The sequence below is a fragment of the Lichenibacterium minor genome (genome assembly GCF_004137685.1).
Lineage (GTDB): Bacteria > Pseudomonadota > Alphaproteobacteria > Rhizobiales > Beijerinckiaceae > Lichenihabitans > Lichenihabitans minor.
Genome location: NZ_QYBB01000058.1, coordinates 1 through 22,796, shown reverse-complemented (window position 1 = coordinate 22,796; position 22,796 = coordinate 1). Strand labels below are relative to the sequence as shown.

The following is a 22,796-nucleotide window of genomic DNA, read 5'->3' as shown; positions in this document are numbered from 1 at the left end:
CACGTCAGCCTCACCGCCAGCACGCCCACGCCCGTCTTCACTGCCGTGTTGACGTAGGCCGCGCCGATCCCCACCCCTGCGGTCGCCGCAGCGCTGTCGCTGGCCGCCTGCACGAGGGCTTTGTCCTGGCCCGTTAGGTGGGCAATGGACGTCACGATCGGATTCGGCAACGTGCCGGAGAGATCCCCGCCGAGCGCGCCGACGTTCGACGAGGCCGCGCCCGGCGCCATCGACCCACTGCCGATGCTGCCGGACGGGAGACCGAGCCCTCCAGGTGGGCATGCGAGGCTGATAGACGTGGCGGATTGGATGGCGACGCCGCCGAGGCCAGCGGTGACGCTGTGCTTGCCGTCGAGGGCGGAGAGGATCGATCCCAGCACGGGGTGCGCCCGGACGAAGTTGGACCCCGCCGACGTGAAGGCCGACATCCAGGCGCCCTGGTCGTGGTCGACACCGTGGGTGTGCTGGACGTTGCCCGACACGGCGCGGCCGATAAGGCCCTTCGCACCCTGCACGGCGTGGTCGATGAATTTCGACGCCATCGTGAGAGGATCGAAGGTCGCCGATGCCGGCGCGGTGCTCGGATCGGCGGAGAAGGTGCGATGCCCGTTGTCGGGGTGCATCTCGTGGACGTGGAGCTTGTCTTCGCTCCGAAGGTGGGCCGCCCTCGCGTCGACCTGCTGAAGCCGCCGCGGATCGGAGCGGACGCCCGGGATCGTGATGCCGTCCGACAACGAATGCGCTCGATCGCTGATAGGCTGGGCCGTGCCGCCGTTCTGATGCCAAGCGTCGATGCCGTTCTCGGCGAACAGCGTCAGCACCTCATCGCCGATGGTCAACCCGTGCGTGAGGACAGTACCATTTCCGCCGGGAAAGTGGACCGGGCTGTCCGGCACCACGGGATAATCGACGTAGCTGGTTTTGGTGAGCGTCGGATCCTTGATTGCCTGTTGCACGGTAGGCTGCACTTGGACCGTGTGCCCGTCTGACGCCTGCGTGACTCGGGACACCATGGCGGTGTGCATATGCGACTTGATCCCGGCCCACATGGACCGAAAGCCTTCCTCGGGGTTGTCGAACAGCTCGCGAAAATCAGGCATCGACGGCCCCCGTCGCGACGTCATGGAGCACCGCACGTCGGAAGCGCATCACCTCGGAATAGATCTCCTCTCGGAGGTCGAGAGACAGCTTGAACACGTCGTTGTCGGTGCCGTGGAACACGGGAGCGGACGTTGTCGCGGCCACAGCCTTGACCAGCGCGGCCCGGATCTCCGGCAGCTTCACGGTTGCCAGGTATGGCGTGAGCGCCGTCATCAGCGCATTGGCGAGATCGAGGTAGGCATCGCCGTCGAACGGCTCGGGACGGCCGCAGGGCAACGCCCACCAATCGGCGACGCCCTTGAGATCGGAGGCGGACAAGGCGGGCCCGAGCTGAGGATCCATCACTTTTCCTTGACGATGTGGGTGACGCTGCGGAACAGGCTGCGAGTGTCGAGCAGGGGCGTTGCAAGCCCGGCGTCGTGCAGCACGGCATCGGGCGTCCCCTCAGCTCGGAGCTTGAGGAAGGCCCGGGCGTCGCGGGCGGGCTTCGTGCCGACCAGCTTGCCGGTGTCTGCGTATTTCCGACGGGCGCGCGCCTCGATGGTACGATCGGACAGAGGTGCGAAACCACCTGCGATCATGGTTCGTTGCACGCTGTCGACGGCCATCAAGCCGGCTTGGTCGAATCCGTCTTTGATCTCGCTCGGCTTGCCCGACAAGGCACCCGTGGCGGCGCGGAGCATGCCCTTACGGATCTCAGGGAGCGCAGCTCGGACGCCCGGGCGCAGGAAGGGCCGGGCCGGAAGGTTCATCGCCGCGTCGCCAAATTCCATCATGTAGCCGATGACGCCATTGCTCGGCGGCGTGCCCTTCTCCCCAGGCTCGGGATCGCGGCGGCTACCGCTCGGGATGCCGACGAGCAACCGTGTGCGGTTAAGCTGCGCAACGGCCTTTTCGATAGGGCCGAGGCCGGAGCCGGTGCGCTTGAGGGTGGATTTAACCGCCATGCCCAACTCCCTCAGCTTTCAGTCGCGCCACCAGCGCCTCCAGCGCAGCGCGCGGAACCGTGCGGATCGGGATGGGGCGGGCGACCATCGCGTCGGCTTGCCGCGCGAGGCCGAGCCGGTCGCCGAAGGCGCGCGCGGTCGCTGCGGGACCTGTGGACGGGCGGGACGGGTTCGGGGCTGTCACCGGGTAGCTCCGTGCCACGAGGCCGGCGGCGGACCAGCGACAGCGTCCGTGGAGCCGACAACGGTTTGGCCATGCTCCCGGCATGGGCCGGCGGAGTAGTACGCCACGCATCCGTCAGGCGGCACATGGTCGACCACCACGGTGCCGGGCGGAAGGTGCCGAGATGCACTCGACAGGGCGACCGCGGCGGCAGCGGTGAGGGCGAGGATCGCGAGGGGCGCGAGGCGCATCAGGACACCATGACGTAGAAAGGGGACCCCGCCGCTCGACCTCGCGGAAGCGGCGGGAGCGGGTTCGGCCAGGGTGAAGAGCCCTGGCGCCCACTGCCGGTGTTTCCCACCGCCGGCTGGGGTCCGCGCCGAACTGCCGGCCGGCGCGAAAGGGTGATCGTGATCGAGGCCGAGATCATGTCGGCCTCCTGTCCGTCCCACCGACGACCTGAAGCCGCGACGGTGCCGGCTGAGGCTCGGGCTCCGGCACCCCGTAGGCGTTGGACACCGCGTCCTCGAATGTCGGGCCCCACCCCGCGAGCGGCCCCGCCTCCCCCCGACAGCAGGGAGAAGGACACGCCGTTGCCCGTGCTGGTGAAGCTGACGTGCAGCGGCTCTCGGCCCATGCTTCGCAGAAGCCCCACGACGGCCGCCTCGTGCGGGGTGAGGTTCATCCGACATCACGCGACCGAGGGCATCGGGAGGGGCGCATCGGGATCAGCCCTCAGCGCCTCAAGCGCCTCGCGCCAGCGGGGCAACAGCGCCCACCCGTCGGGGTCCGTTCGGAAATCGGTGGGTTCGGTCGATCCGTGGAATTGATGGTCGCGCTGAAGCATCGTGTCGCCCACCGCCATCTCGAATGCCCGACGGGAGACGGCGGCGGCCGTGGCAAGACGCTTGGTCTCTGCCGCCAGCGCTGCCATCGCGGGGTCGAAATGGACGACGAGGCGCAAGGCCTTATCGATGCTCGACCGCTTCCACCGCAGCCGATCCGCAGCCGCGTCAAGCCGCTTCTGGTGAAACTGCACGGCCGCAAGGGCGGAGTCGCGCGCGTCCGTCGCGCTCGCCACCGCGGCCTTGGCATCCTCGATGGACGGGGGCGGAGTGTTCAGCAGCGCGGTATAGGCGTCGGCCTCCTCCTGAGACCGAAAGGTGTGAGGTTCGCGAGGCCGGGGGGCGTTGAAGCCCGGGCGAGGCCGCGCGCGCTCCAATGCTTCTTCGGCGGCGGACAAGGCAGACTCCGCTGCCCATCGCGCGTCATGGGCCTCTGACACGGCGGCGCTGGCCTCCGCGATCTCGGCCTCCAGCGCCCGCACTTCTGCGATGGCGTCAGCGAGCGCCTGGCGGGCGCGGGAGCGTTCGGGCTGTGCCGGGGCGGCTTCGGGCGGAATGGCCGCCAGCGGGCTCGCCACGGGCGGCGCGGATGCGTCCAGCGCTTCCGTGTGGGTGGTGGCGGCCTCGGCGTCGAGAAGCATGGTAGCGCGGGGACGGGGCATCAGCGGGCCAACCGGGTAGCGTTGGGACCGAAGCGTTCCTCGAAACTCTTACCGTGGTCAGGGTCGAGACGCATGACCTCGTCCGTGGTCAGGTGCCCGCCGGCCCCGCTCAGCGACGCCGCCATCGCCCGGCGGTGGCGCGGTGTGTAATGCAGGAAGTCGCGCTTGAGGTTGCCTTCGGGGATGCGATGATCGCTGGCTTGGGGCTCGGTGCCTTCCACGAGGTGGCTGTCCAACTCGGCGAGGTCGGCCGGCGACAGCTTGGACAGGAGGAAGGTCAGCACCTTGGCCTGCACTTTCGGGTCGTCGAGCCACCTCCCGTCCTGCGGCGCGGCGTCGAGGGCCATGGGATAGGTGGAGCGGGGCATGTCGTGTCCTTTCAGCGGGTTCAATCGGCGATGCGGAAGGTTTCGCCCTGCACGAGCGGGCCGAGCTTGCTGTCCACGGCGAGCGCGATCGAATGACGATCGGCGCCGTAGGTGATGGAGGTGCGATCAATCGGGATTGCTTCGCCGATGCAGCTTTTCGGCATGAGCTTGGCGTCCGCAGCGGCTGCGGCACGGCGGCGGCGGGACATCCTGGTGGGCTCTGTGCCGAACGCGTCCTTGAAGCTGCGCTCAGCCGGCACCTCGTGATCCTCGGTGTCCGCGAGGCGGGGGAGCTTGCGGTTGGGGGTCATCCCCGCGCACCAGAGCGGCCCCAGCGCGCGGCGTTCGCCGCCTGGACCGAAGCGGGGGTGCATCGCTCAACACGGGCCGCATAGGCAGCGTCGGCGATGCGCATCGCCTTCCGCGCCTCGACGATCGGTCGGAGCCGAGCGAGGCCGTCGCGGATGGTGGCCTGCTGCTCGCCGATGGCGGCGACATCCCGTCCCACTCGGGCGAGGCTGGCCGTGATGGTCGCAGCAGCGTCACGGGCGGGCGCGCGTGCCGTGGTGCGGATCGGCGACGGAATGAGGTTGATGTCGATCGTGGTGCGCCGCGGGGCGGCTTCGCGGTGGCGCACGGGCGGGGTTTTCGGATTGAGCATGATGTGATCTCTTACGCGGCGTTGGCAGGGACTTCGGGGGCGGGCTGTGGCTCCCAGGATGCCGGGAACCGTGAAGCGGGCAGCCATGACGCGGTCGGCGCGAGGAGCGGGCCGGGCGGGTTGGGCGTGAAGCTCGTCTCCGCCTCGGCATTGATCGCCAGCGCAGCGGCGAAGCTATCCCAAGCGCGGGCCACGCCCGACGTGTCGCGGGGAGCTTCCTTCACGAACGTGCGGTCCACCAGAGCTGCGGCGATGGCCGGCGTAGAGGCTACACGGGGCTCTGTCGCCATCGTCACGAGGGAGGGGGGCGGAGGGCTCCAGGCGTTGCGCGTCGGATCGGGCCGGACCGCCTCGGGCTGGACGTGGTCGCCGCGGGTGCGGGCCGCGTAGGTCGTCAGCCGGGCCCGCAGGAGGTCGGCGCGGGCGTCGAGAGCCGCGACCTCGCGAGCCATGCTGTCGGCCTCGGCGAGGAGCACGGCATCGGCGGCGCCGCGGACCTGGCGCTCGGTTTCGGCGAGGGCGGTGAGTTTGGCGCGGTGCTCCGCAGCGGCCCGGGCCTCGGCGGCGCGGGCTGCGCGGGCGTCGTCCTCCAGGCCCGGCGACGTGCGGGAGAAGGCCTCGGTCGCGGCGGGAGCCTCGGTGCCGTCCCTCAGCGCGGCGTGGAGGCGGGCGGTGGCGTCGGCATCATACCGGGCCTCGGCGGATCGTGCATCGGCGAGGCGGCGCTCGACGGCCTCGGCGTGGGCAGTGGCGCGGTCGAGGACGGCCGCGGTGGCATCGGACGCTGTCACTGCCGCGGCGCGAGCGGCGTGGGTGTCGGCGAGCTTGGCGCGGGCCGCGCCGTCGCTGCAGTGCAGGGCGCGAAAGTCGGCTTCATGGCGAGCATGCTCGGCCTCGACGCCGGTCAGGATCTCGACGGCCTGCCGGTGCTGGCGGTCGACTTCGATTAGTTCGCCGCGCAAGGGGCCGGCGGCGTCACCTCCGGCTGCGGCATCGAGCTGGGCACGGATCTCAGCGGCATGGGCGCCGAGCCGGGTGGCGTAGGCGCGAGCCCTGGCCGCACGGTCGGTAGAACGCGAGACGGTCGCGAGCTGGGCCGCCGTGGAAATTGTAATGGACTGCGCCGTGCTCGACATAAATAGCCCCTTGGTCCGCGTGAGCGGGTCTGAAAGGGGCTGCGGATCTTTCGATCCCTAAGCCAAGTCGCATCGCGAAGACGCGGCCCGGTGAATATAGGCTAGAATGATCTGAAAACGCAAGCGCCGAAGATCAGGCGACCGCGTTAGCCTTGAGCACTCGATAAACCGATGCGCGACCGATCTTCAACTCATCCGCAATGGCTATGGCACTGAGCCCTCGGGCCTGCATCTCGCGCACCTTTGTCGTGTTGATGGACGCGGGCCGACCCTTATAAACGCCTTTCGTCTTTGCCTTGGCGATCCCTTCCAACTGCCGTTCTTTTCGCAGGTTGGTCTCGAACTCGGCGAAAACGCCCAGCATGTCGAGAAACGCCTTGCCAGCTGCGGTGCCGGTGTCGATCGGCTGTTCGGTCGCCCGCAACGTGACGCCCTTCGCCTTGAGCCCGCGCACGATGTCCTGCAGGTCGCCGATGGAGCGCGCCAGGCGGTCGATGCGCGTCACCACGAGCGTGTCGCCCTTGCGCAGGAAGTCGAGCAGGGTCGCCAACTCGGTCCGGCCCTCGCGCGTGGTGCCCGTCACCTTTTCAGCGCGGACCATCTCGCACCCGGCGGCGCGGAGGGCGGCATCCTGGATCGAGAGGTCCTGATCGGTCGTGCTGACCCGGGCATACCCGTAGACGTGTCCGGTGGTGGTCATCGTGGGCTCTCTGTGTCTCACATAGGTCTAGACCCACCTCTTATGGCGTCTCATAAATCGGAAATCAACCCAAATGAGAGCAAGAAAGGGTGTCTCATGCCCATGTCTCGCCGGGGTATACCCATGCAGGAATTCGAGAAGGCGATGGATCGGGTTGGCTCTGTTTCAGATCATGTGTTCTCGGGTCGTCTGACCCGAGGCGACCTTGATGCATTATGTCATCGAGGACCGATCGCAGCGGTGCTCGCCCTGGAAGTGCGTCATCGGGATCGGCCTTGGAGACATGAACATCATCGAACTCGCGCGCGCTTTCCTTCACGACGCGCCAATCGGCATCGTGATCACAGATGCACAGCCTGTGAAGCCCGGTCCCGTCATCCTCTACGCCAATTCGGCTTTTGGAACGCTGACCGGACGAGACGTGAACGAGCTGATAGGGCTGACACCGCGCTTCATGCAAGGCCGTGAAACCCGACGCTCCTCGTTGGACGACTTCGCCCGGGCTCTTGTCGCCGGGGAGCGCTATCATGGGTATCTCACGAACTACCGGGGCGACGGCAGCAAGTACCGTGTCGAGATCGATTGCCGGCCGCTTCGAGGATCGGATGGACGGATCGAGCACTTCATGTCGTTCGAACGTGAGGTTGTCCGGCGAGTCGGGCGGCCAGCATCGGGCTCTGCAGGTCGCTATGAGCCCATCACCGTAAGTAACGACTTGTTAACCGATCCCCTGCGCGCACTGGGAGCCTTCACCGATGGCAAAGCCTCTTTATGAACATGCGGGACCTTTTTCCTGAAAAAGCGGATAAGGATTTCATCAAATGATATATCAACGCTAGACGGCCACGCTACTCAATTTCCGAATAATTAGGAATTCGTACCCCATCATAGGTTATGCGGATCGGTTAAGTTAAGTCGATCGCCTCATTAAGCCGATGTCGCCAGGAGCTGGTCGTGAGCCTTTCAGTGGTCGATGAAGAGGCAGCTCGATTAGATGCCTTAGAACGGCTCAATCTGCTTGATACACCTCCGAGCGAGAGCTTCGATCGTATTTCACGAATGGCGAGTCAGATCTTCGACTTGCCGATTGCAGCCATCTCCCTGACAGACTGCGATCGGCAATGGTTCAAGTCTCGCATCGGCGTCGAACACTGGTCGATCCCACGCGAGAAGGCGCCCTGCGCTGAGGTCGCTGAGTCCGGCGGCGTGCTGGTGATCGAGGATTTCCGAACAGATCCCTGTTATCACGACAGCGTCCTGGGCAAAGCCGGAGTGCGCTTCTATGCCGGAGCACCCCTCCTCACGCGGGATGGTTTCTGTCTCGGTGCTATGTGTGTACTAGGGACGGAGCCGCGGCTCGCGACACCGTCGGAGGTGACAGCCCTCCAGGATCTCGCCGCAATGGTGATGGCGCAGATCGAACTGCAGCACGCCTTCGGCCGCATTGACCCAACCAGCGACCTCCCCAACCGCACACAGTTCATCGACGATCTGAGCGACCTTGCCCGTGATCAAGCTCCAGGGCAGCAACAGATTGCAGTTGTGATCGATCTTATCGGGGTGGACCAGCTCAATCATGCCGTGCGTGTCATGGGCCAAGCCACAATCGATGATATGGTGAAGGCTGCAGCGCGAAATGTCCGATCCATGATTGGGCCGAAGCGCAAGGCCTATCACGTCGGTACCACCCAGCTCGCAACCTTGGCACCCGAGGGCATGGACGAAGAAGCCTACGTCGCGCTGCTCAGGAGCAGAACTGATGTGATCCGTAAGCTCGGCGGCCCCAGTGCGATTGGGACGGCCGTGGTCGGCGTCGCCCCTTTCATGCTGGGCGAAACGTTGCCCTCCGATGTCTTGCGTATCGCTCAAGGCGCAGCCCAGGATGCCCGCTCGTCGGGCCGGTTCTTCCATGTCCACTCGGCCCAGATCGATACGGCCTTCCAGCGCAGCTTCACGCTGCTTCGCGACTTCGAGAGCACGCTGCAGTCGCCGTCCGACTTCCGGTTGGTCTATCAGCCTCGCGTAGACCTCGCATCCGGCCGCTGCGTCGGCGCTGAAGCCTTGATGCGATGGACCCATCCCACGCTCGGTCCGATCCCCCCAGGCGAGTTCATCCCGCTGATCGAGCGCATGTCCCTAGCGAATCCGACAACCGCCTGGGTCATCGAGACTGCGGTCGCTCAAATGGCACGTTGGCGCGAAGCCGGGTTGGACTTGACCGTCTCGGTCAACATTTCCTCCGCCAACCTACACGAGTCCGATTTCGCGGGCAGCGTGAAGGCAGTGCTGGCGCGCCACGACGTTCCCCATACAGCGCTGGAACTGGAGGTGACCGAGACCGCTGTTATGAACGATGCGGAGTTGGCCCTCACGCAACTTAAGGAGCTGGCCGACGCTGGCATCCGCTTGGCGATCGACGATTTTGGCACCGGCTACAGCAGCCTGTCCTACCTGCAGCGACTACCGGTGCAGGTCGTGAAGATCGATCGATCGTTCATTACCGAGATCGACACTGATCCTCGCCAATTCTCGCTTGTCAGCATGATGGTTTCGATGACGAAGCATCTCGGGCATCGTGTTGTGGCGGAGGGCGTCGAGACACGAGCGGTCCTGGATCAGGTGCGATCGATAGGTTGCGACGAGGTACAGGGATACTTTTTCGCGCGCCCCCTTTCCCCTCAGGACTTCGTCAGATGGATGGAGCAAAGGGTAGAAATGGAGTGCGCCGTCGCGTGATCGCATGAGACCTCACGCCGGCCGATAGCGCTCGTAGGCGATCAGCACGTCACGCCGGAGTTCCACCGTACGCAGGTACACCTCCCGTTTCAGAAAGCGCAGCTCGGCGCCGGTCGTCGGCAGCTCGCGAGATCGTGATTTTCAAACCTGTCGGATGCGAAAGACCCGCCAGCGCTGATATGACACCCTCGGGTGATAACAGAGCCTCATATCGGAAACTATACGGGGTCTCCAGCCAGACACATTGTCTCTTTAAGGTATACCCTTGCGGGACTGCACGGAGCGCATGGCTCGGAGATGGATCAGCTCGGCAAGGACCTCGACCGCGGGATGCGTTAACCTCGCCGGAAGGGGAGACGCTGCCGTGTCCGAAATGCCTTTCGTAGACTTCTACGCGCGCATGGTCGCCGGCCATCACGGCGCGCAGCCCGACAGCTATCCCGGTTCCGTCCCCCGCGGTTTCTTCACGGCGGGGCAACCTGGGGCCATTCGGCTGATGCTGGTGCTTCTCAACCCCGGACAACCGGCCCCACACGAAGCCGCAGTGTTCAAGGATGCCACGGGCGCTCAGCTCGCAAGGATCGTGTGGGAGATGTCAGGACAGCACCTCAATGGCGGCCACCCTTCCCCGACGCTCAGGACGATGCGCCGGGACATCGCGCAGCTGTTCGGCCGCCCGCTCGACCAATGCGGCGGGCTGTTCATGTTCACGAACCTTGTCCGTGTCACAACTGCCGGAAACAGCGTTCCTGATGCTAAGGTCGTCAGGATCGGAGCTGACTGGCTCCGGGAGGAAATCGCGCTTTGGCGTCCTGAGAAGGTGTTGGCCTACGGCAAAGAGGTCGCCTTCGGCATGCTGTCCCATGGCGTCAGGGTTGACGCCCTTCTCCCCCACCCTGCCGCGGTCGGGAATTGGCTGATACCAGGTCGCAGGGAAGCCCAAGTGGCCGAGATCAGAAAGTACCTCGGCTTCGCTTAGATGAGCCTCACGCGCGTACCGTGACGCGAAACTCCGCCCTCGCCCTTTTGCTGGAGGGCAAGAGCAGGTGATTCATGATTGATGCGCCCAGCATCAGTGTACAGTCGGTACACGGCAAAATGCGTTACCGTATGTTATGGCTTTACAATAACGGGTTTGTTTGCAGCAAGTGCTGCTAAATCAGCCTTTCCTGACTTAATGTCCACGAGACTTACAATTGGTACGGGTCTGCCGCTTAATCTAACAGTACATTCTGAGTTAGTCAGCAAACCAAAACCTTCTATGTATTTACAATCTCTCAAAGGATAGACAGAGGTGTATTTCGGTGTATAAAAAACCATAGAATGATCAAGCAATCCAACGGGATTGTTGACGACATCTACATCATTAGTAGGATTACGATTTTGGTTTATCAATTGCGCGTTAAGACCTGCGCATGCAAGTGCAATCGTCCTCGGGATCACCTTGGACGTGAGAAAGTAATTGACTTGCCGCCTGCTGATACCAAGTTGGGCCGCTGCAGCTTCCTGAGTGAAACTATGCCGCTCCATGAACAATCGAAAGTCGGAAGCCGTCATAGCTTGCTCGGCTAGATCCTCCACGCCTTCAGCGGACATGTCGATTTCCTCGCCATCGCCCCATCCGAGTGCGCTGCCATAGTTTATCACATGCACAGTGCGAAAAAAATCGGGATCATCGCGTAGAGGAGCATAAATCTTATGTGTCATAACCGCTGGGCCAAGGTCAATCACATCAGACTGACCGGCGCGGGATCCCTCTTCCCACGTCACAGTGACCTGGAAATCTTTATGAAATGACACGGATGCAATGCGCGGCAGAACCTCGCCGACGATGAAGGTCTGATCGTCAGTCATTGAGTTTACTCCACTCGGCCGAAAGCATTCCAGACTTATCTTTGGCCCAATCTACCGCAGCCGCAAACGCATCGCGGTCAGCTTTCCCAGCGAGGACCTGTAGGTTGTCCAGCCGCACCGTGAAGTTCACGTCTGGTCCTGACACATGGAAATGGGGCGGAGCATGCTCTCGCGGTTTGCCGTACATGGAAACCACTATCTTGCCGAGGCGAACGAGTGAGGGCATATCGGCTCCTTCCTCGGAGATAGTGCACGTGGTGCACAAACACAAGGGCGAAGTTTCGTACTGTGATCTCCGCTTAGGCTGGTAGCGCATCCAGTTCAGGCGTTGGCTCCCCACGGGCCTTCCTTGCCGCCAGCCCGTCGAGTAGCGCCACCATCACGGCGAAGTCGGCCTTGGGGTCTGTTCCCACCTTCACACTGGCGTTGAGATCGGCGGACACGCGATCCTTGAACCGCTCGGGCCTGCGGGCTTTGAGCAAAGTGATGAGCAGGTTGTCCGAGTAGCGCCGGACCACCAGCGGCGCACCCTCAGCATCGAGTACCTGACGCCCGCCCGAGATCACCGGCTCGGCGACACCATCATGCGCCCGGCGGAATGCTTCGTCCTCCAGCCTGTCGGTGCCGCCCTCGATCGCCTCATCCCACGCCCGGGCGAAGTCGTCATCGGAGGACCGCCACCCGTAAACCGTCGTACGGCCGAGGTCAGCGGAGCGGCACGCGGCGGCGATGCTGGCGCCGGCCGACAAGGCGCCGAGGAAGGCTTCGCGCGCGTGTTGAGGTGTTCGCAGTGTTCTATGAGACATGATCGCTTCTCCTCTCAGGCCAGTTCGCCGAGCCGACGGGCATCGGCTTCTAGGGATCGCAGCATCTTCCGGAAGCGCTGGGCATCCTGCCCTCGGGCGCCGTGGATGGTGTTTGCAGCTCGCATGCGGGCCATGCCCTCGGCGGTGCGCGGCCCGGTGCTGAGCCCGCCATGAAAGCGGCATCGCCCATTCGTCATGCCGAGGTTTCCGCAGGCGCCACCCTGTCGGGTACGGGCCCCGCATTGATTTTCGGACCTTGGAACCATGGGGTCGCGCGCATCATCGGCCATCGGACCCCACCCTCCCCCCGGTCGCCAAATCGACGATGGCGGCATCATTGAGCGCCATGGCGACGTCGTCGTGAGTGAGGGCTGGAGCAGCGTCCCCCGACAGCGGCAGGGCGCCACCCGTGGTGACGGCCCCGACGACGGCCTGTCCGCCGGCGTGGACGTGGACGTGCTCGACCACAACCTTCTGCTGCCCCTGGCCTCGATGCTTCGCGAGGGCCGACAGCATGTCCGCCATGGCCCTCGCCATGTTCGTGCCATCGCGTCGAAGCTTGGATGCGGTCTCCGCTCCCTGCTCCGGGATGATAGCTCGGCGGAACACTTCCATGCTGGCGAGGTGCATCGCGACGGCCTGGGCCGCCAGCATGCCCTCAATCTCGTCTTTTGGCTCGAAAGCCCTCATTGCCGCCACGACCATGCCAGTGACTTTGCGGTCAGCCGCTTCCTTCTCCCCAGGACCGGCCACCACCCACGCCGTGCGGATTACCTCGTCGACGAGCGCATGATTGAAGACGCCGTATTTCGATCCGCCCATCTCGCGCATAGTGCCGTCCTCCTCCATCGTGATGACGAGTCCGTCCTTCTTCGCCTTCGCGGTCCAAGCTGCGTCTGTCTCGCGTGGACTTTTCTTGCTCATCGTCCCGGCCCTCAATGCTGAACCATGCCAGCGCCGACGAGGTCGACCACCGGCATCTCACCACCAGCGCAATCGGCCGCCGCCTCCATCGCCTCGACGATGTCTGTCCCGTCCCACATCCCGGCGCGGCCCCCGTCAGCCTCGACGAAGTCGACTACGTAGAACGGTCGGCCATGCTGTGTGCCGGGGCTGGTGATCTCGACCCGCACGGGATCGAAAGGTTTGAAGTGCAGCGGTATGATTTCAGCGGTCATCGTCCCTGTCCCTCTCTCTGCAGCCCGGCCCATCCGATCAACGCCGCCTCGGCCCTGTCGTGGTCGAGGCAACCTCCGTTCTGCATTGCGAGGAGATGCAACACGCCTTGAAGGCAATAGTTGAAAGAAATGGGTATCAGGCGCGCACCATTTCGGAGCCGTCCGACTATCGGAGAAACGCCATGGCGACCGTCAATTCCGGTACCGTCGACGAAGCGATGCAGGACATCACTGCCGGCATTCCTGGACCGCAGGAAGGCGAGACGGTCTTCGGCTATCGCTCGCGCCTGAATCGACGATTTATGGAGATCGTGGATGCAGTTAGCAATCGCAAGAAGCTTGCCGATGCGTTCATCCGCAATAACTCGAATGAGAAGCTCAGGCCGACGGACCAGTTTTACAACGCGGTTCGAAAGCGCTTCATTCCCGACGAGTTCGAGGAGTGATGGTCTCGTAGTGAGGGGCACGCTCATCGTCCCATCCCCTCTCGCTGGAGACCCGCCCAGCCGATAAGTGCCGCCTCAGCGCGATCGTGATCAAGCTTCCGAGCGAACAGGTCAGCCCGATCTGGCCACCGCTCGATCGCACGGGAGCGGGCGAGATCCTTCATGCCCTTCCCCGCCGGAATGCCAGCCGCCCGCTTCCACACCGCCGGGGTGATGCTGCGGAACGGGATGCCGAGCACCGCCAACGTCGTTTCGACCGTGGCCTTGCTGCCGCCGAATGCGAACGCTCCGGCGGGACGGTCGCCGAGCCTGGGGCCGATATGTTCCACCCACGCCCGGGCGGGAGCCCAGCGCCGGACGATCCCGGCGAACAGCGCGGGACTGATCTCCGGCCGGCAAGCAGGGCCAGCGTCCAGCGTCGGGAGGTCGACGACGTCGAGCAAGGCGCCCGCCCCGTCGAGCAACGCCGCAGCACCGTGGGCTCCGATGTCGACCGCGATAATGCGGGCGCTTTTTAGGGGCTCCGAGAACTCCGAAAACCCTTCGCGCGCGGGTGCGCGTGTGGCCTCGCACACATCAAACGGGCCGGCCGGGGCACCTGTTATCCCCCCGGTTCTGCCTGTTCTAACAGGGGCGGCCCCCTCTCGCGTCTGCGCTTCTGAAAACTCGCCCGTCATGCCGCTTCTCCTACGAGACCCCACACGAGCACCGCTTCGGGCATCGCCCGGCGCCGATAGACCAACGGCCCGAACGTAATGGCGCCGGCTGTGAGGGCGGTGGCGTTCTTGAGCAGCGGCAACATCAGCGCGCCGCAGCTATCGACCCGGGCCGCTCCGGCTCGGCCGTGAACCCCGAACAGGTCGAGGGCGGTCCATCCACGCGCCTCAGCCTCGACGGCGAAATGATCCATGAAGTGCGACACGGCGCGCCGGATGCCGTCCCATTCACCGGAGCGGAACCCCTCGCAAGGCGGCGTCCAACGGTCGAGAAGGGCCAGACCGTCACGCCATTCGCGCGGCCCTTGAAGGTGAGCAACGGGGCTCGGAACCGTGTTTGCGACCGTGAAGCTTTCGCAGGCGGGTGCGAAAGTATTTCCTAAGCGATCACAATGGGTTGACCCATACTTTCGCGATTTCGCAACTTTCGCAGGCCCGCGCTCCGGGGCACAGTCAGAAACGGGGATCAGCAACCCAGATGCAGAAGCGGGGTCGAGGTAAGTCTCTGATAAAGAAGAAGAACAAGTTATCTTTCTATCTTTAGGATTTTCTCCGCGAGAGTGCGAGAGCGCTGGGGGTGAGTTGCGAAAGTTGCGAAAGTCGCGAAAGTCGTTGCAAGCCTCTGTTTTTGTTGAAGAAGCACTTTCGCAGCCTTCCGAGGCGGGTTGCGAAAGTTTGCGAAAGCTCGTTTTACCCTCCCGGGCGGCCCTCAGCGCCGCTCGCGGGTCGGCCATCCCGGCCCAAGGATCGCCGCTCATCAGTGCTTCCCCAGCCGGTTGACGCGGTAGGCTTCCCGGTAGTGCTTCCCGTCGATGTCGGCCTCTCCGACAGCCTCTAGCCGTCCGGCCTCGCACAGGAGACGGATGCGCTCCCGCGTCTTCGCCGCATTCATGCGGAGCGCGTTGGGGGCGAGCCGCTGAATGTGAGAGGGTGCGATGAGGTCGCCTGATCGGCTCTCGATCCAGGTTGCGAGGTCGTTCGCCGCCTGAGTCTCTGCATCCACCATGACGCCGCCACTGATCCGCAGCGCCTCCTTCAGGTAGAAGGCGCCGACCTCGCAGGCTGACACCATCGTGTCGCCGTCGATCGGTTGGTCCGTTCCGCCATGCGCGAACAGGTGCAGCACGCCGGCGATGCGCCCGACGTTCTCCGCCATTCGTTGCGCTGCGGCGCGGATCGGATGCCAGTGCTTTCCATCGCCGAGGTTGTCCTCGATCGCTTGGCTGAAGGCGCGGAACACCTCCCAGGCCTCGCCGTCGAGCACCAGGACCGGGAGCCGCAGCGGGGCCTTGCTACCATCCTGAAGGTCCAGCAGGCGGCGGACCCTGTCGGTGAAGGCCTCCACCCGCGGGTCCGTGCCCGTCGGCGCCAGGCGGACCTCGCGTGTGCCGATGCGGCTGTCGGGGTAGCAGACGAGGAACCGGCCTAGGAACCCTTGATCCTGCGCAAGCTCGTCGCCGAGGAGGGCCGCGGCGATCTTCGCCTGAGCCGCTAGGCTGATCGACACCCGCCGGCCGTCGAGGATGGTGATTTCCCTCGCCCGCACCCGCTGCGCCGCCCCGGTGTCGTAGAGCGTCGACAGGCCGGTCAGGGTGCGAGTCTTCGCGTCCTCGTTCATCCCGTGGCCGCCGAGGAAGCTGCCACCCTCCGCCGTGAACACCCCGAGGGACGGGCGCCCTTTGGCGATCAGGTTGAGCAGCCCTTCGAGGTTCGGCTCGGTGGCGCGGATAATGGGTGCGGTAGGCTCCTCGGGCTCGTACAGGGCGCGGAGCTTCTGCTTACGCTCGTCCGCCTCGATCTTTCGGTCTGCCTTGATCTTCGACACCTCGCCCTCATAGGCGGCCCGATCGGCTCGGAATGTCCGCATCTCGTCGGCGTAGGTTTCCGACAACCGCGCTTCGAGCTGCGCCACAGCTTTGAGAGCGAGGCCATCGCAGCTCGATTTCCGTTCGCCCGAAGCCGCCACGACGAGCAGGAACAGCGACAACGGCATGGCCCGCGATGTGTTCGGCAGATGGATGTCCGCCAGCCCCTGCGTGACCAGCACCGCCGCCGACAAGACGGCGTGGGCGCACAGCGTGTCCGGCGCCTGGACGAGGTCCGCCATCGCGGCGACCATGTCGGCCATGAGCGTCGGCAAGGCGTCGACCGGGTAGGCAGGCGCTTTCTCCGGCCGCAGCGCGATGTCGAGGCGGTCGCGGAACGCCCCCATCAGCAGGCCGCGGTCGTTCACGATCGCCGGCTTCTCCTGCCCGTCCGGCCGCCTAGCGCCCGACGGGCCTGCAGCCTTCGGGCCGAATCCATCATCTTCGGCTTGGCCGTTCCCGCCCCGTTTCTGCCCTCCAGCCCCCTGTCCCGGCGTCTCCTGTCGGCGGCAACCCGTGCGCCAGCCCAGCGACGCCGGATCGATGCCGAGCCGATCGCAGAGCCAGAGCGCCGCCTGGGCGGCATCCGGCGCGCCGCCATGCTCCATCGCGAGATCAATGGCCGTCCGACTGCCGCCCTTGGGGTCGCCCATGTCGCCGACACCAAAGTCTTTAGCGCCCTGCCCCGTGATACTCAGGTCTTCCTCAAGGGCGCGGCCGAGGGCGGCGGAGCTGACGCGGTAGCCCATGGTGTTCGGGATTGCGGCCGAGCCGAATAGCGCCGGCACCCACGCCCCGAGGTTCGCGAAGGCGGCGGAGTTCACATCTCGGAAAAAGGTCGACGTTGCCCCCGTCCCGACGCCCGCAGCCCGCTTGAACTGCGCTCCGACCCCGGAGCGCTCGCCCGCGGCCTGGGTGGCCGCCGCCTCTCGGATCTTCTCCTTTTCGGCTTCGATCGCCGCCGTGGTCGCTTCAATCCGGGCGAGCAGCGCCGCGAGCGTGCGGGGCGCCGGCCGGATCTCCGTCGGCGTTCCGGCGATGTGCCGGCCCGTCACAGTCAGGAAACGCTCTTTGGCGTAGACCTCGACCCCGGCCGGATCGCATTTGGACGCCTTCTCCGGCTTGCCCAGTGCAAAAATGCGGACACCACGCCCGCTGGGGCTCACCTCGGCATAGGTCTCCGCCAATGCCAGCACGTCGGCCGCCCACGGCGCCAGCGTGCCCGTCTCGGCATCGCGGCACCCGTCGATGTCGAAACCGCCGATGTCGTCGTCCTGCGTCAGGACGTAACCGACGCCGGGCAGGCCGTTGCGCCGCGCAGCATATTCGGCCCGGTCATATTCGGCCCACGTCCGCGGCTCGGAATGGCTGGCGTTGGTGCAGTCAGCCGCGCGCAGCGGCGGCTTCGTCCACTTCGTTCCTCCCTTGTTCAGCCGGTAATCCCACACGACCCACTGCTTGCGCGCCTGGAGCGTCGCCAGTGCCGGCAGCGCTGGCAGTCCCGTGAACGGGGCAAAGGTCGGCTTCGGAGGTGACGCTTCAGCGGCGATCAACGGCCATGCTCCACCTTGGCCACAAGTCGCTCAGCAACCTCGGCCTGTTTGAAGGTGAGACGGCTGCGCGGATTGCGGAGTCGGCCGACGATGTTGCCGATGAAATCCCTTTCCCATTGATTGAACGGGAAGCGGATAAGCCCACGCTCCAGCGTTGCCGCGACGTGGATGCGATGTGAAGAGGTCCAGTCGATGTGACCAGCTTCGGCGCGGCTCTGACGGCGCGTCTGCGGGCGGTCGACGTAGATGACTAGAGGTTCGGCGTGTCGATCGATGTCGTCGCCAAGGTCATTCAGGTCGGCGCCGTGAGCCGCCAAAGCCCGCTTTATGGCGGTGGCTGCGGCGACCACGTCGCCCGGCTGGTCGCTCGCCAGCAAGCGCACGAATTTCCCCAGGCGCGGTCGGAGGTCGTCGGGGATCGTGGCGGTCGTCATTGCCGACCCTCCCGAAGCGCGACCCCGACCCCGGCCAGGGCCTCGACGATCTTCATCGCCACGGCCTCGGACAGGACGAGCCGCTGCGGGTGCCGGGCCAAAACGGGACGCCCGCGCTCCGTCAGTCCGCAGTGCAGCAGCTCGCCGCGACGCTCCCCGTTCTCCGAAATCACATTGAACTGGATCGCCTTTCGCTTGCTCAGCGGCACGAGGGCCACGGTTTCAAGCAGCGTGGCGCCGGCAGGGCGGTGGAAAGCGGGGCGGTGGAAAGCGGGGCGGCTCATCGACCACCCTCCCCGGCCTTCGCGGCCTCGTGGAGCGCGTCGAGGCGCCCCCAGAACCCATCGTTGGCGATCTCGACCGTGTCGACGAGGCCGGCGGCCGGCATCACGTCGCGGAGCGCCTTGCGAACCTCGCTGCGAAGCTTGCGGGCGCACCAGCGGTTCGCGGCCCGGGCCAGCTCGGGGTCCGTCCCCTCAATGGCGGCCGAGCCGGCGTAGGCACGGCGCGCGTGCCTCTCGATGGTCTGGACGATAAAGCCGACGCGCTCCTGCGCGATACCGCGGGCCATCTGCACGGCGGCATCGCGGGCGGCGCGCACGGCGCCAAGATCAATGGGAGTGCTCACGACAAGCACGCCAGCCCGAAGGCTTCCGCATTCGCGAGGGCGGTGGCGTGCGACACCCGGAACCGGTGGGCGATCACGTTGACCGCGAAACGGGCTTGATCGCTGTGGGTACGGAGAGTAGTTTCGGAACCGGTAGATGCTGGCGAGCTAATACCAATTCCGAGGCCGGCCCCGCTCTGAACAGCGGGCGTCGGCCTCAACGTTTTATAGGTCATGCGATCAAGCAACCTCTCGATAGTTCGGGAGGCTTTCAAGATAGGCATCGGCGTCAGACACCAAGATCAGGAGCTTGCGGCCTTCGCGGCGAGCGGGGATCTTCCCCAGGTCGACCAGCTTATAGACCGTCGAAACCCCTATCCCCAGGTAGATCGCCGTGCCCTGCACCGATCGGGCTGCAGGCTTCACAACGTCAAGCATTGTCGATCCTCTTAAGCCTCCACTCAAGACGGTGGAGAACCCCATAGAAAGACAGGACTGAGAAAGCGGCAACGACGATTTTGGACATTCTGACAGATTGTCCAAAAAAGACGGACATTCTGCCAGAATGTCAGTACGCAAAGCCTTTTAGATGGCGTCGAATCGTTCGCACCACATTCTCTTCCTTGTCAGGCGTGTCTTCGTCTTCCTTGCATAGCGCCGGCAATTTCGCCTCTTTACGCGCGTGCTTAACATGCCGCACCAGCTGCGCTGGTGTCAGCGCTTCTCCGTTAGGACCACGCTTCTCCTGGGCGATCCGCCTTGTTAGATCTCTAGAAACGATTCCCTTTTTTCTCGCCGCTTGGTGCGCGGGTCCTGTCACCTTACGGACGTACTCTTTCGCCTCCTTCCTATCCTTCTCGTGCGCCGATATAACAAATGTGTAGTTGATGAGGTTGGCCAGCGCCGCAAAAGCACGGTCTTGTTCCTGTGACGGGACGTGCTCCATAATAAGTCTTGTCATTGCGTGAGAAGCATCGCCGACCCCTTCCCAGATCGCTTTTCCCACATCTGGTTCGTCGGATACCTGTGACCACTTGTAGCTAAGGATGCTGAGCACGTCGGACGCGCTTTGCGTTCGGTAGAAGCTTTCGTATTGCTTCAGGTGCTCCCAACGCTCTCTAAATTCTTTGTCGTCCATGATCCGCTCCGCGCGGTCCGCTGGTGGTGGGGCGCCAGGGAGGGCGGAGTCCTCCTTTTCGGCTGGCCGGCCTAGACGCCCCGTTCAGTAAGTCGGCGCGTTCGCGTCGACTAATCCCTTGTCGCTACCGCCCCGCGTAGCCCGTGCGGCCGTCCGGCGCCGTAACCTTGGCCGAGACGAAGGGCCGTCCGACGACCTCGACGCCGAGCCAAGTCATGCCGTGCTCATCAGCCATCCGGGCGATTTCGCTTGTCGGGCTGAGCACCTGCCAACGGTTGTCGCGATAGGAGCGACTGTGAATAGTGCTCCAGTCCTCACGCTGAATCGGCCGCGGCGAGCACCACCAAGTTTTCGGATCGCTGGCACCCTCCGTGTAGCTCTCCAACCGCCGAACCTGATCGGGCGTCCACTGCGGATAGTGGTCGGGGATCTCGGACCAAGGCGTAAACAGCGCGCTATCGAAGGTGAACCGGACGTGCCGGACTTTCCCCGTGATGTATGGATCGCCACCAGCAACGGAGGCTGACGCATCGCCGAGTAAATTGGTTGTCGCCCAAACGAATTCAGGCGATGGAAAACCCCCCGCCTTGTTCCCGCCCGGGCGCAACTCGCCGCTGGACATGATCCACGGTAGGCGAGATGTATCGCTGAAATGAAAGAGGTTCATGGATAGTCCTCATCAGCACCGGCCCGCCAGGGCCCGCATGCGATCGGGTGGTCGATAGATCGACCGCCGGGCTGATGAAGCTCGAAAACGGTCGCATGTGTCGTCGCCCTGGCGGGGCGGAATGTCTTAGGCTACGCGCCCGTTTTTAAAGGCCCGTAAACCGTGATTGAATATGGTGTCGCGTCGCGATCCGTGTCGATGCGGCGAGATGACGAATTTCGAACCACCTGTGGATGATTCGTGATCAACCTCTACTGACTCCACCCGTCTCCGAACACAAGCCGCCACTATGGCTCATCGCCGAGGCCCGGGCCGATCGGGGTGTCGCGTTATAAGATTGTCCGCCGACGTCGGATCATTTCCCGCCGCTGGCGCTCCGCTCGGGCCAACTCCGCCCCGTAGACTCGCGACGCGACCCCGGGCCAGCCCAGCGCCACCAGTGCCCGACCGAGCGCCATGATGGCCGAGAACCGCGCCCGGCCGCCCTACCAGCGCGATACGGCGAGCAGGAACGACGGCGACCACCAGACGGCGACGATAGTTCGGAGCGCGGCGTCACGCATCGGAGGACGAGCCTCGACCGTGCATGCCGGCCACCTCGGCCTCGAGCCCAGCGATCTGCCGGTCCAGATCGACCAGCAGTCGTCGGACCTCACCGACGCGCTGCGCCAGGGTGGAGGGTCCCGTCTCTCGCGCTCGCCAGGCCGCGAACCGCCGCCGCAGGTCGTCGACCGCCGTGGCCGACCACGCACCGGCCCGGCCGTACCAGGCCTCTCGCACGCGCCAGCTCTCCGCCGGGTAGCCGAGGTGCCGTGCCGCCTGCCGGACCTGCGCGGCGACCGTCTTCCCCACCACGTTGCCGGCGGCCTGGTGCACGAGGTCCCGCAGCTCCGCCGCAACGGCGTCGGGCGAGCCCCCACCGGCCGTGGTGCGGTCACCACCACCTGTTGCCTGTTTCCGCCGCCGGTCCTGCGATGCTGCGGACATCAGCAGCGGGAGAGCGGCATGGTGGACGACGACATAGCGAAAGGCGACGAGATCACGGACGGGTCCGACTGGACCTACAGGCTGATGAGCCTGGAGCGGGTGCAGGCCGACGAACCCGAGGACGACGGCGAGGACATCTTCACCGCCACGTTCCAGGTCGACGGCCCGAACGCCAACGCCGAGGTCGAGATCATCGTGTCGGACTACGTGGACGAGGCGAACGTGGTCTCCATCGCGCTGCACACGCTGCATGTCTCGATGCGGGAGTGGGCTCGCGCCACGGAGGACCGGCGCATCGCGGCGCGGGACGTGGACGAGTTTGCAGGCGACTGACTGCCGGCCGCAACCCTCCGACGTCGCCCGATAGATCGAGGGCGTTGCCGCTTCGCTCGTCACACGGCGCGCACGCTCCGGGTGGACGGAGATGAAGGAGGACGGCCCTTGAGCGCGGTGCAGATCCGAGACGACGAACACGCGGAGATCGAGCTGCGCATCCTGGTCGCGCTTTATGACGCTTGGCCGAACAGGCTGGATGTCCGGCCCGGGGAGGTCTACCGGCCGGGCGGCCGGTACACGACCCCCAACGACGCCCCGCCGGTGATGCGGCAGCTGCTCGCCGGGCGCGTCGACGGCCACCTGGGCGACATCGGGCTCGTCAACGGGAAGCTCACCGCCACGATGCGGGCTCGCCTGGACGACACGGATGCGCGAGGCGCGCCATGGATCGCGAGGGCGCGGGCAGTGATCATTGAAGGCTGCGAGCCGGTGACCGGCCACGCCAGCGAGGTGCGGGAGGGGCTGCGGGGGTAGGAAGCTCACGACGCCACCCCGCTGCGTTCCGCCATGGCGATCACGTCGGCCGTGACCTGCTTGGACCAGACCTCCGCGGTGGCCTTCGGGAGCCCATCCCACGATGCCCACCGTGCCTTCGCGACGAGCCCCGCTGTCGTCGCCGGCAGGGTCGCCAGGATCTCGGCCTCGACCTCCCACAGCGCTCGGCAGGTCGCTTCCTCGGCGTCATCGGCCGCGTCCATCCCGAGCCGGTCCTTCACGGCCTGGCGCTCGACCATCCACATATCGTGGGCGGCGATGATCTCGGCCCGGCGGGCGATGCGCCGCTCGTCGGGCATCCAAGTCCTGTGCAGGATCCTGTCATTCGGGAGATCAGGATGGGGAGTGTAGGTCTCCACGCACCGCCGAGGCAGCGGCATGCCCTGCAGCTTCTC

At 65.1% G+C, this 22,796-nt stretch carries 32 protein-coding genes; 6 read left to right on the top strand and 26 right to left on the bottom strand.

Annotated elements, in window-relative coordinates; all coding sequences use genetic code 11:
* The 9 genes from D3273_RS24735 to D3273_RS24695 all read right to left on the bottom strand — a co-directional run.
* A partial coding sequence (locus tag D3273_RS24735; protein ID WP_129229636.1) for a Gp138 family membrane-puncturing spike protein occupies window positions 1-1,100 on the bottom strand: 1,100 nt, incomplete at its 3' end.
* Window positions 1,093-1,443 (bottom strand): hypothetical protein, encoded by a 351-nt coding sequence (locus D3273_RS24730; protein WP_129229635.1) that lies wholly within the window; start codon window positions 1,441-1,443, stop codon window positions 1,093-1,095. The genes D3273_RS24735 and D3273_RS24730, both read right to left, overlap by 8 nt.
* The gene (locus tag D3273_RS24725) at window positions 1,443-2,048 is read right to left on the bottom strand and encodes a hypothetical protein (RefSeq protein ID WP_129229634.1); all 606 of its coding nucleotides are present in this window, start codon (window positions 2,046-2,048) and stop codon (window positions 1,443-1,445) included. Before D3273_RS24725 ends, D3273_RS24730 begins: the two co-directional genes overlap by 1 nt.
* Window positions 2,049-2,902: 854 nt before the next feature.
* Complete coding sequence (locus tag D3273_RS24720) at window positions 2,903-3,697, bottom strand: hypothetical protein (RefSeq protein WP_129229633.1); 795 nt, start codon at window positions 3,695-3,697, stop codon at window positions 2,903-2,905.
* A gap of 20 nt (window positions 3,698-3,717) precedes the next feature.
* Complete coding sequence (locus tag D3273_RS24715) at window positions 3,718-4,086, bottom strand: hypothetical protein (protein ID WP_129229632.1); 369 nt, start codon at window positions 4,084-4,086, stop codon at window positions 3,718-3,720.
* 20 nt (window positions 4,087-4,106) lie between these two features.
* A complete protein-coding gene (locus tag D3273_RS24710; protein WP_129229631.1) occupies window positions 4,107-4,397 on the bottom strand; it encodes a hypothetical protein in 291 nt (96 codons plus the stop codon).
* Window positions 4,394-4,723, bottom strand: a complete 330-nt coding sequence (locus tag D3273_RS24705) for a hypothetical protein (RefSeq protein ID WP_129229630.1) — start codon at window positions 4,721-4,723, stop codon at window positions 4,394-4,396. Before D3273_RS24705 ends, D3273_RS24710 begins: the two co-directional genes overlap by 4 nt.
* A gap of 35 nt (window positions 4,724-4,758) precedes the next feature.
* Complete coding sequence (locus D3273_RS24700) at window positions 4,759-5,883, bottom strand: hypothetical protein (protein WP_129229629.1); 1,125 nt, start codon at window positions 5,881-5,883, stop codon at window positions 4,759-4,761.
* 133 nt (window positions 5,884-6,016) lie between these two features.
* A complete protein-coding gene (locus D3273_RS24695; protein WP_129229628.1) occupies window positions 6,017-6,583 on the bottom strand; it encodes a recombinase family protein in 567 nt (188 codons plus the stop codon).
* A 208-nt stretch (window positions 6,584-6,791) separates the two neighbouring features.
* On the opposite strand from D3273_RS24695, the gene D3273_RS24690 reads away from it, so the two are divergent.
* The 3 genes from D3273_RS24690 to D3273_RS24680 all read left to right on the top strand — a co-directional run bounded on the left by D3273_RS24690 (window position 6,792) and on the right by D3273_RS24680 (window position 10,298).
* Window positions 6,792-7,358: a PAS domain-containing protein gene (locus D3273_RS24690; protein WP_129229627.1), complete on the top strand. Its 567-nt coding sequence runs from the start codon at window positions 6,792-6,794 to the stop codon at window positions 7,356-7,358.
* 179 nt (window positions 7,359-7,537) lie between these two features.
* Window positions 7,538-9,319, top strand: coding sequence for a sensor domain-containing phosphodiesterase (locus tag D3273_RS24685; protein WP_207210894.1), 1,782 nt, complete (start codon window positions 7,538-7,540; stop codon window positions 9,317-9,319).
* A 364-nt stretch (window positions 9,320-9,683) separates the two neighbouring features.
* Window positions 9,684-10,298 carry a uracil-DNA glycosylase family protein gene (locus D3273_RS24680; protein ID WP_165359673.1) on the top strand — a complete coding sequence of 205 codons (615 nt, stop codon included), beginning with the start codon at window positions 9,684-9,686 and terminating at the stop codon, window positions 10,296-10,298.
* A gap of 134 nt (window positions 10,299-10,432) precedes the next feature.
* Here the strand turns inward: D3273_RS24680 and D3273_RS24675 are convergent, their stop codons facing one another.
* The 6 genes from D3273_RS24675 to D3273_RS24650 all read right to left on the bottom strand — a co-directional run bounded on the left by D3273_RS24675 (window position 10,433) and on the right by D3273_RS24650 (window position 13,157).
* Window positions 10,433-11,173, bottom strand: a complete 741-nt coding sequence (locus D3273_RS24675; protein WP_129229625.1) for a hypothetical protein — start codon at window positions 11,171-11,173, stop codon at window positions 10,433-10,435.
* A complete protein-coding gene (locus D3273_RS24670; protein WP_245501379.1) occupies window positions 11,166-11,360 on the bottom strand; it encodes a DUF4160 domain-containing protein in 195 nt (64 codons plus the stop codon). The genes D3273_RS24675 and D3273_RS24670 overlap by 8 nt, the downstream gene beginning before the upstream one ends.
* 112 nt (window positions 11,361-11,472) lie before the next feature.
* Window positions 11,473-11,979, bottom strand: a complete 507-nt coding sequence (locus D3273_RS24665; RefSeq protein WP_129229623.1) for a terminase small subunit-like protein — start codon at window positions 11,977-11,979, stop codon at window positions 11,473-11,475.
* A gap of 14 nt (window positions 11,980-11,993) precedes the next feature.
* The gene (locus D3273_RS30065) at window positions 11,994-12,245 is read right to left on the bottom strand and encodes an HGGxSTG domain-containing protein (RefSeq protein WP_428977804.1); all 252 of its coding nucleotides are present in this window, start codon (window positions 12,243-12,245) and stop codon (window positions 11,994-11,996) included.
* 13 nt (window positions 12,246-12,258) lie between these two features.
* Window positions 12,259-12,903, bottom strand: coding sequence for a hypothetical protein (locus D3273_RS24655; protein WP_129229621.1), 645 nt, complete (start codon window positions 12,901-12,903; stop codon window positions 12,259-12,261).
* A gap of 11 nt (window positions 12,904-12,914) precedes the next feature.
* Window positions 12,915-13,157, bottom strand: a complete 243-nt coding sequence (locus D3273_RS24650; protein ID WP_129229620.1) for a hypothetical protein — start codon at window positions 13,155-13,157, stop codon at window positions 12,915-12,917.
* A gap of 182 nt (window positions 13,158-13,339) precedes the next feature.
* Here D3273_RS24650 and D3273_RS24645 point away from each other — a divergent pair, with 182 nt between their 5' ends.
* A complete protein-coding gene (locus D3273_RS24645; RefSeq protein WP_129229619.1) occupies window positions 13,340-13,603 on the top strand; it encodes a hypothetical protein in 264 nt (87 codons plus the stop codon).
* A 23-nt stretch (window positions 13,604-13,626) separates the two neighbouring features.
* On the opposite strand, the gene D3273_RS24640 is transcribed toward D3273_RS24645, so the two are convergent.
* The 10 genes from D3273_RS24640 to D3273_RS24595 form a co-directional block, all read right to left on the bottom strand.
* The gene (locus tag D3273_RS24640; protein WP_129229618.1) at window positions 13,627-14,280 is read right to left on the bottom strand and encodes a RuvC family protein; all 654 of its coding nucleotides are present in this window, start codon (window positions 14,278-14,280) and stop codon (window positions 13,627-13,629) included.
* Window positions 14,277-14,513 (bottom strand): hypothetical protein, encoded by a 237-nt coding sequence (locus D3273_RS24635; protein WP_129229617.1) that lies wholly within the window; start codon window positions 14,511-14,513, stop codon window positions 14,277-14,279. The genes D3273_RS24640 and D3273_RS24635 overlap by 4 nt, the downstream gene beginning before the upstream one ends.
* A gap of 563 nt (window positions 14,514-15,076) precedes the next feature.
* Window positions 15,077-17,737 carry a DUF3987 domain-containing protein gene (locus D3273_RS24630; RefSeq protein ID WP_129229616.1) on the bottom strand — a complete coding sequence of 887 codons (2,661 nt, stop codon included), beginning with the start codon at window positions 17,735-17,737 and terminating at the stop codon, window positions 15,077-15,079.
* Entirely contained in the window at window positions 17,734-18,171 is a 438-nt protein-coding gene (locus D3273_RS24625; protein WP_129229615.1) for a hypothetical protein, read from the bottom strand. Before D3273_RS24625 ends, D3273_RS24630 begins: the two co-directional genes overlap by 4 nt.
* A complete protein-coding gene (locus tag D3273_RS24620; protein WP_165359671.1) occupies window positions 18,168-18,455 on the bottom strand; it encodes a hypothetical protein in 288 nt (95 codons plus the stop codon). The genes D3273_RS24625 and D3273_RS24620 overlap by 4 nt, the downstream gene beginning before the upstream one ends.
* Complete coding sequence (locus D3273_RS28480; RefSeq protein ID WP_165359670.1) at window positions 18,452-18,799, bottom strand: hypothetical protein; 348 nt, start codon at window positions 18,797-18,799, stop codon at window positions 18,452-18,454. Before D3273_RS28480 ends, D3273_RS24620 begins: the two co-directional genes overlap by 4 nt.
* A 219-nt stretch (window positions 18,800-19,018) precedes the next feature.
* Window positions 19,019-19,216 (bottom strand): helix-turn-helix domain-containing protein, encoded by a 198-nt coding sequence (locus D3273_RS24610; RefSeq protein ID WP_165359669.1) that lies wholly within the window; start codon window positions 19,214-19,216, stop codon window positions 19,019-19,021.
* 130 nt (window positions 19,217-19,346) lie between these two features.
* Window positions 19,347-19,916, bottom strand: a complete 570-nt coding sequence (locus D3273_RS24605) for a hypothetical protein (RefSeq protein WP_129229611.1) — start codon at window positions 19,914-19,916, stop codon at window positions 19,347-19,349.
* Window positions 19,917-20,040: 124 nt separating this feature from the next.
* Window positions 20,041-20,583, bottom strand: coding sequence for a hypothetical protein (locus tag D3273_RS24600; protein WP_129229610.1), 543 nt, complete (start codon window positions 20,581-20,583; stop codon window positions 20,041-20,043).
* A 555-nt stretch (window positions 20,584-21,138) separates the two neighbouring features.
* Entirely contained in the window at window positions 21,139-21,570 is a 432-nt protein-coding gene (locus D3273_RS24595; RefSeq protein ID WP_129229609.1) for a hypothetical protein, read from the bottom strand.
* An 18-nt stretch (window positions 21,571-21,588) separates the two neighbouring features.
* Between D3273_RS24595 and D3273_RS24590 the strand changes: the two genes are divergently transcribed.
* Both D3273_RS24590 and D3273_RS24585 read left to right on the top strand, forming a co-directional pair.
* Window positions 21,589-21,903 (top strand): hypothetical protein, encoded by a 315-nt coding sequence (locus D3273_RS24590; protein WP_129229608.1) that lies wholly within the window; start codon window positions 21,589-21,591, stop codon window positions 21,901-21,903.
* Between the two features lie 108 nt (window positions 21,904-22,011).
* Window positions 22,012-22,380 carry a hypothetical protein gene (locus D3273_RS24585; RefSeq protein WP_129229607.1) on the top strand — a complete coding sequence of 123 codons (369 nt, stop codon included), beginning with the start codon at window positions 22,012-22,014 and terminating at the stop codon, window positions 22,378-22,380.
* A 5-nt stretch (window positions 22,381-22,385) separates the two neighbouring features.
* On the opposite strand, the gene D3273_RS24580 is transcribed toward D3273_RS24585, so the two are convergent.
* Window positions 22,386-22,796, bottom strand: a 411-nt coding sequence (locus D3273_RS24580; RefSeq protein ID WP_207210893.1) for a hypothetical protein, incomplete at its 5' end; no start/stop codon positions are given.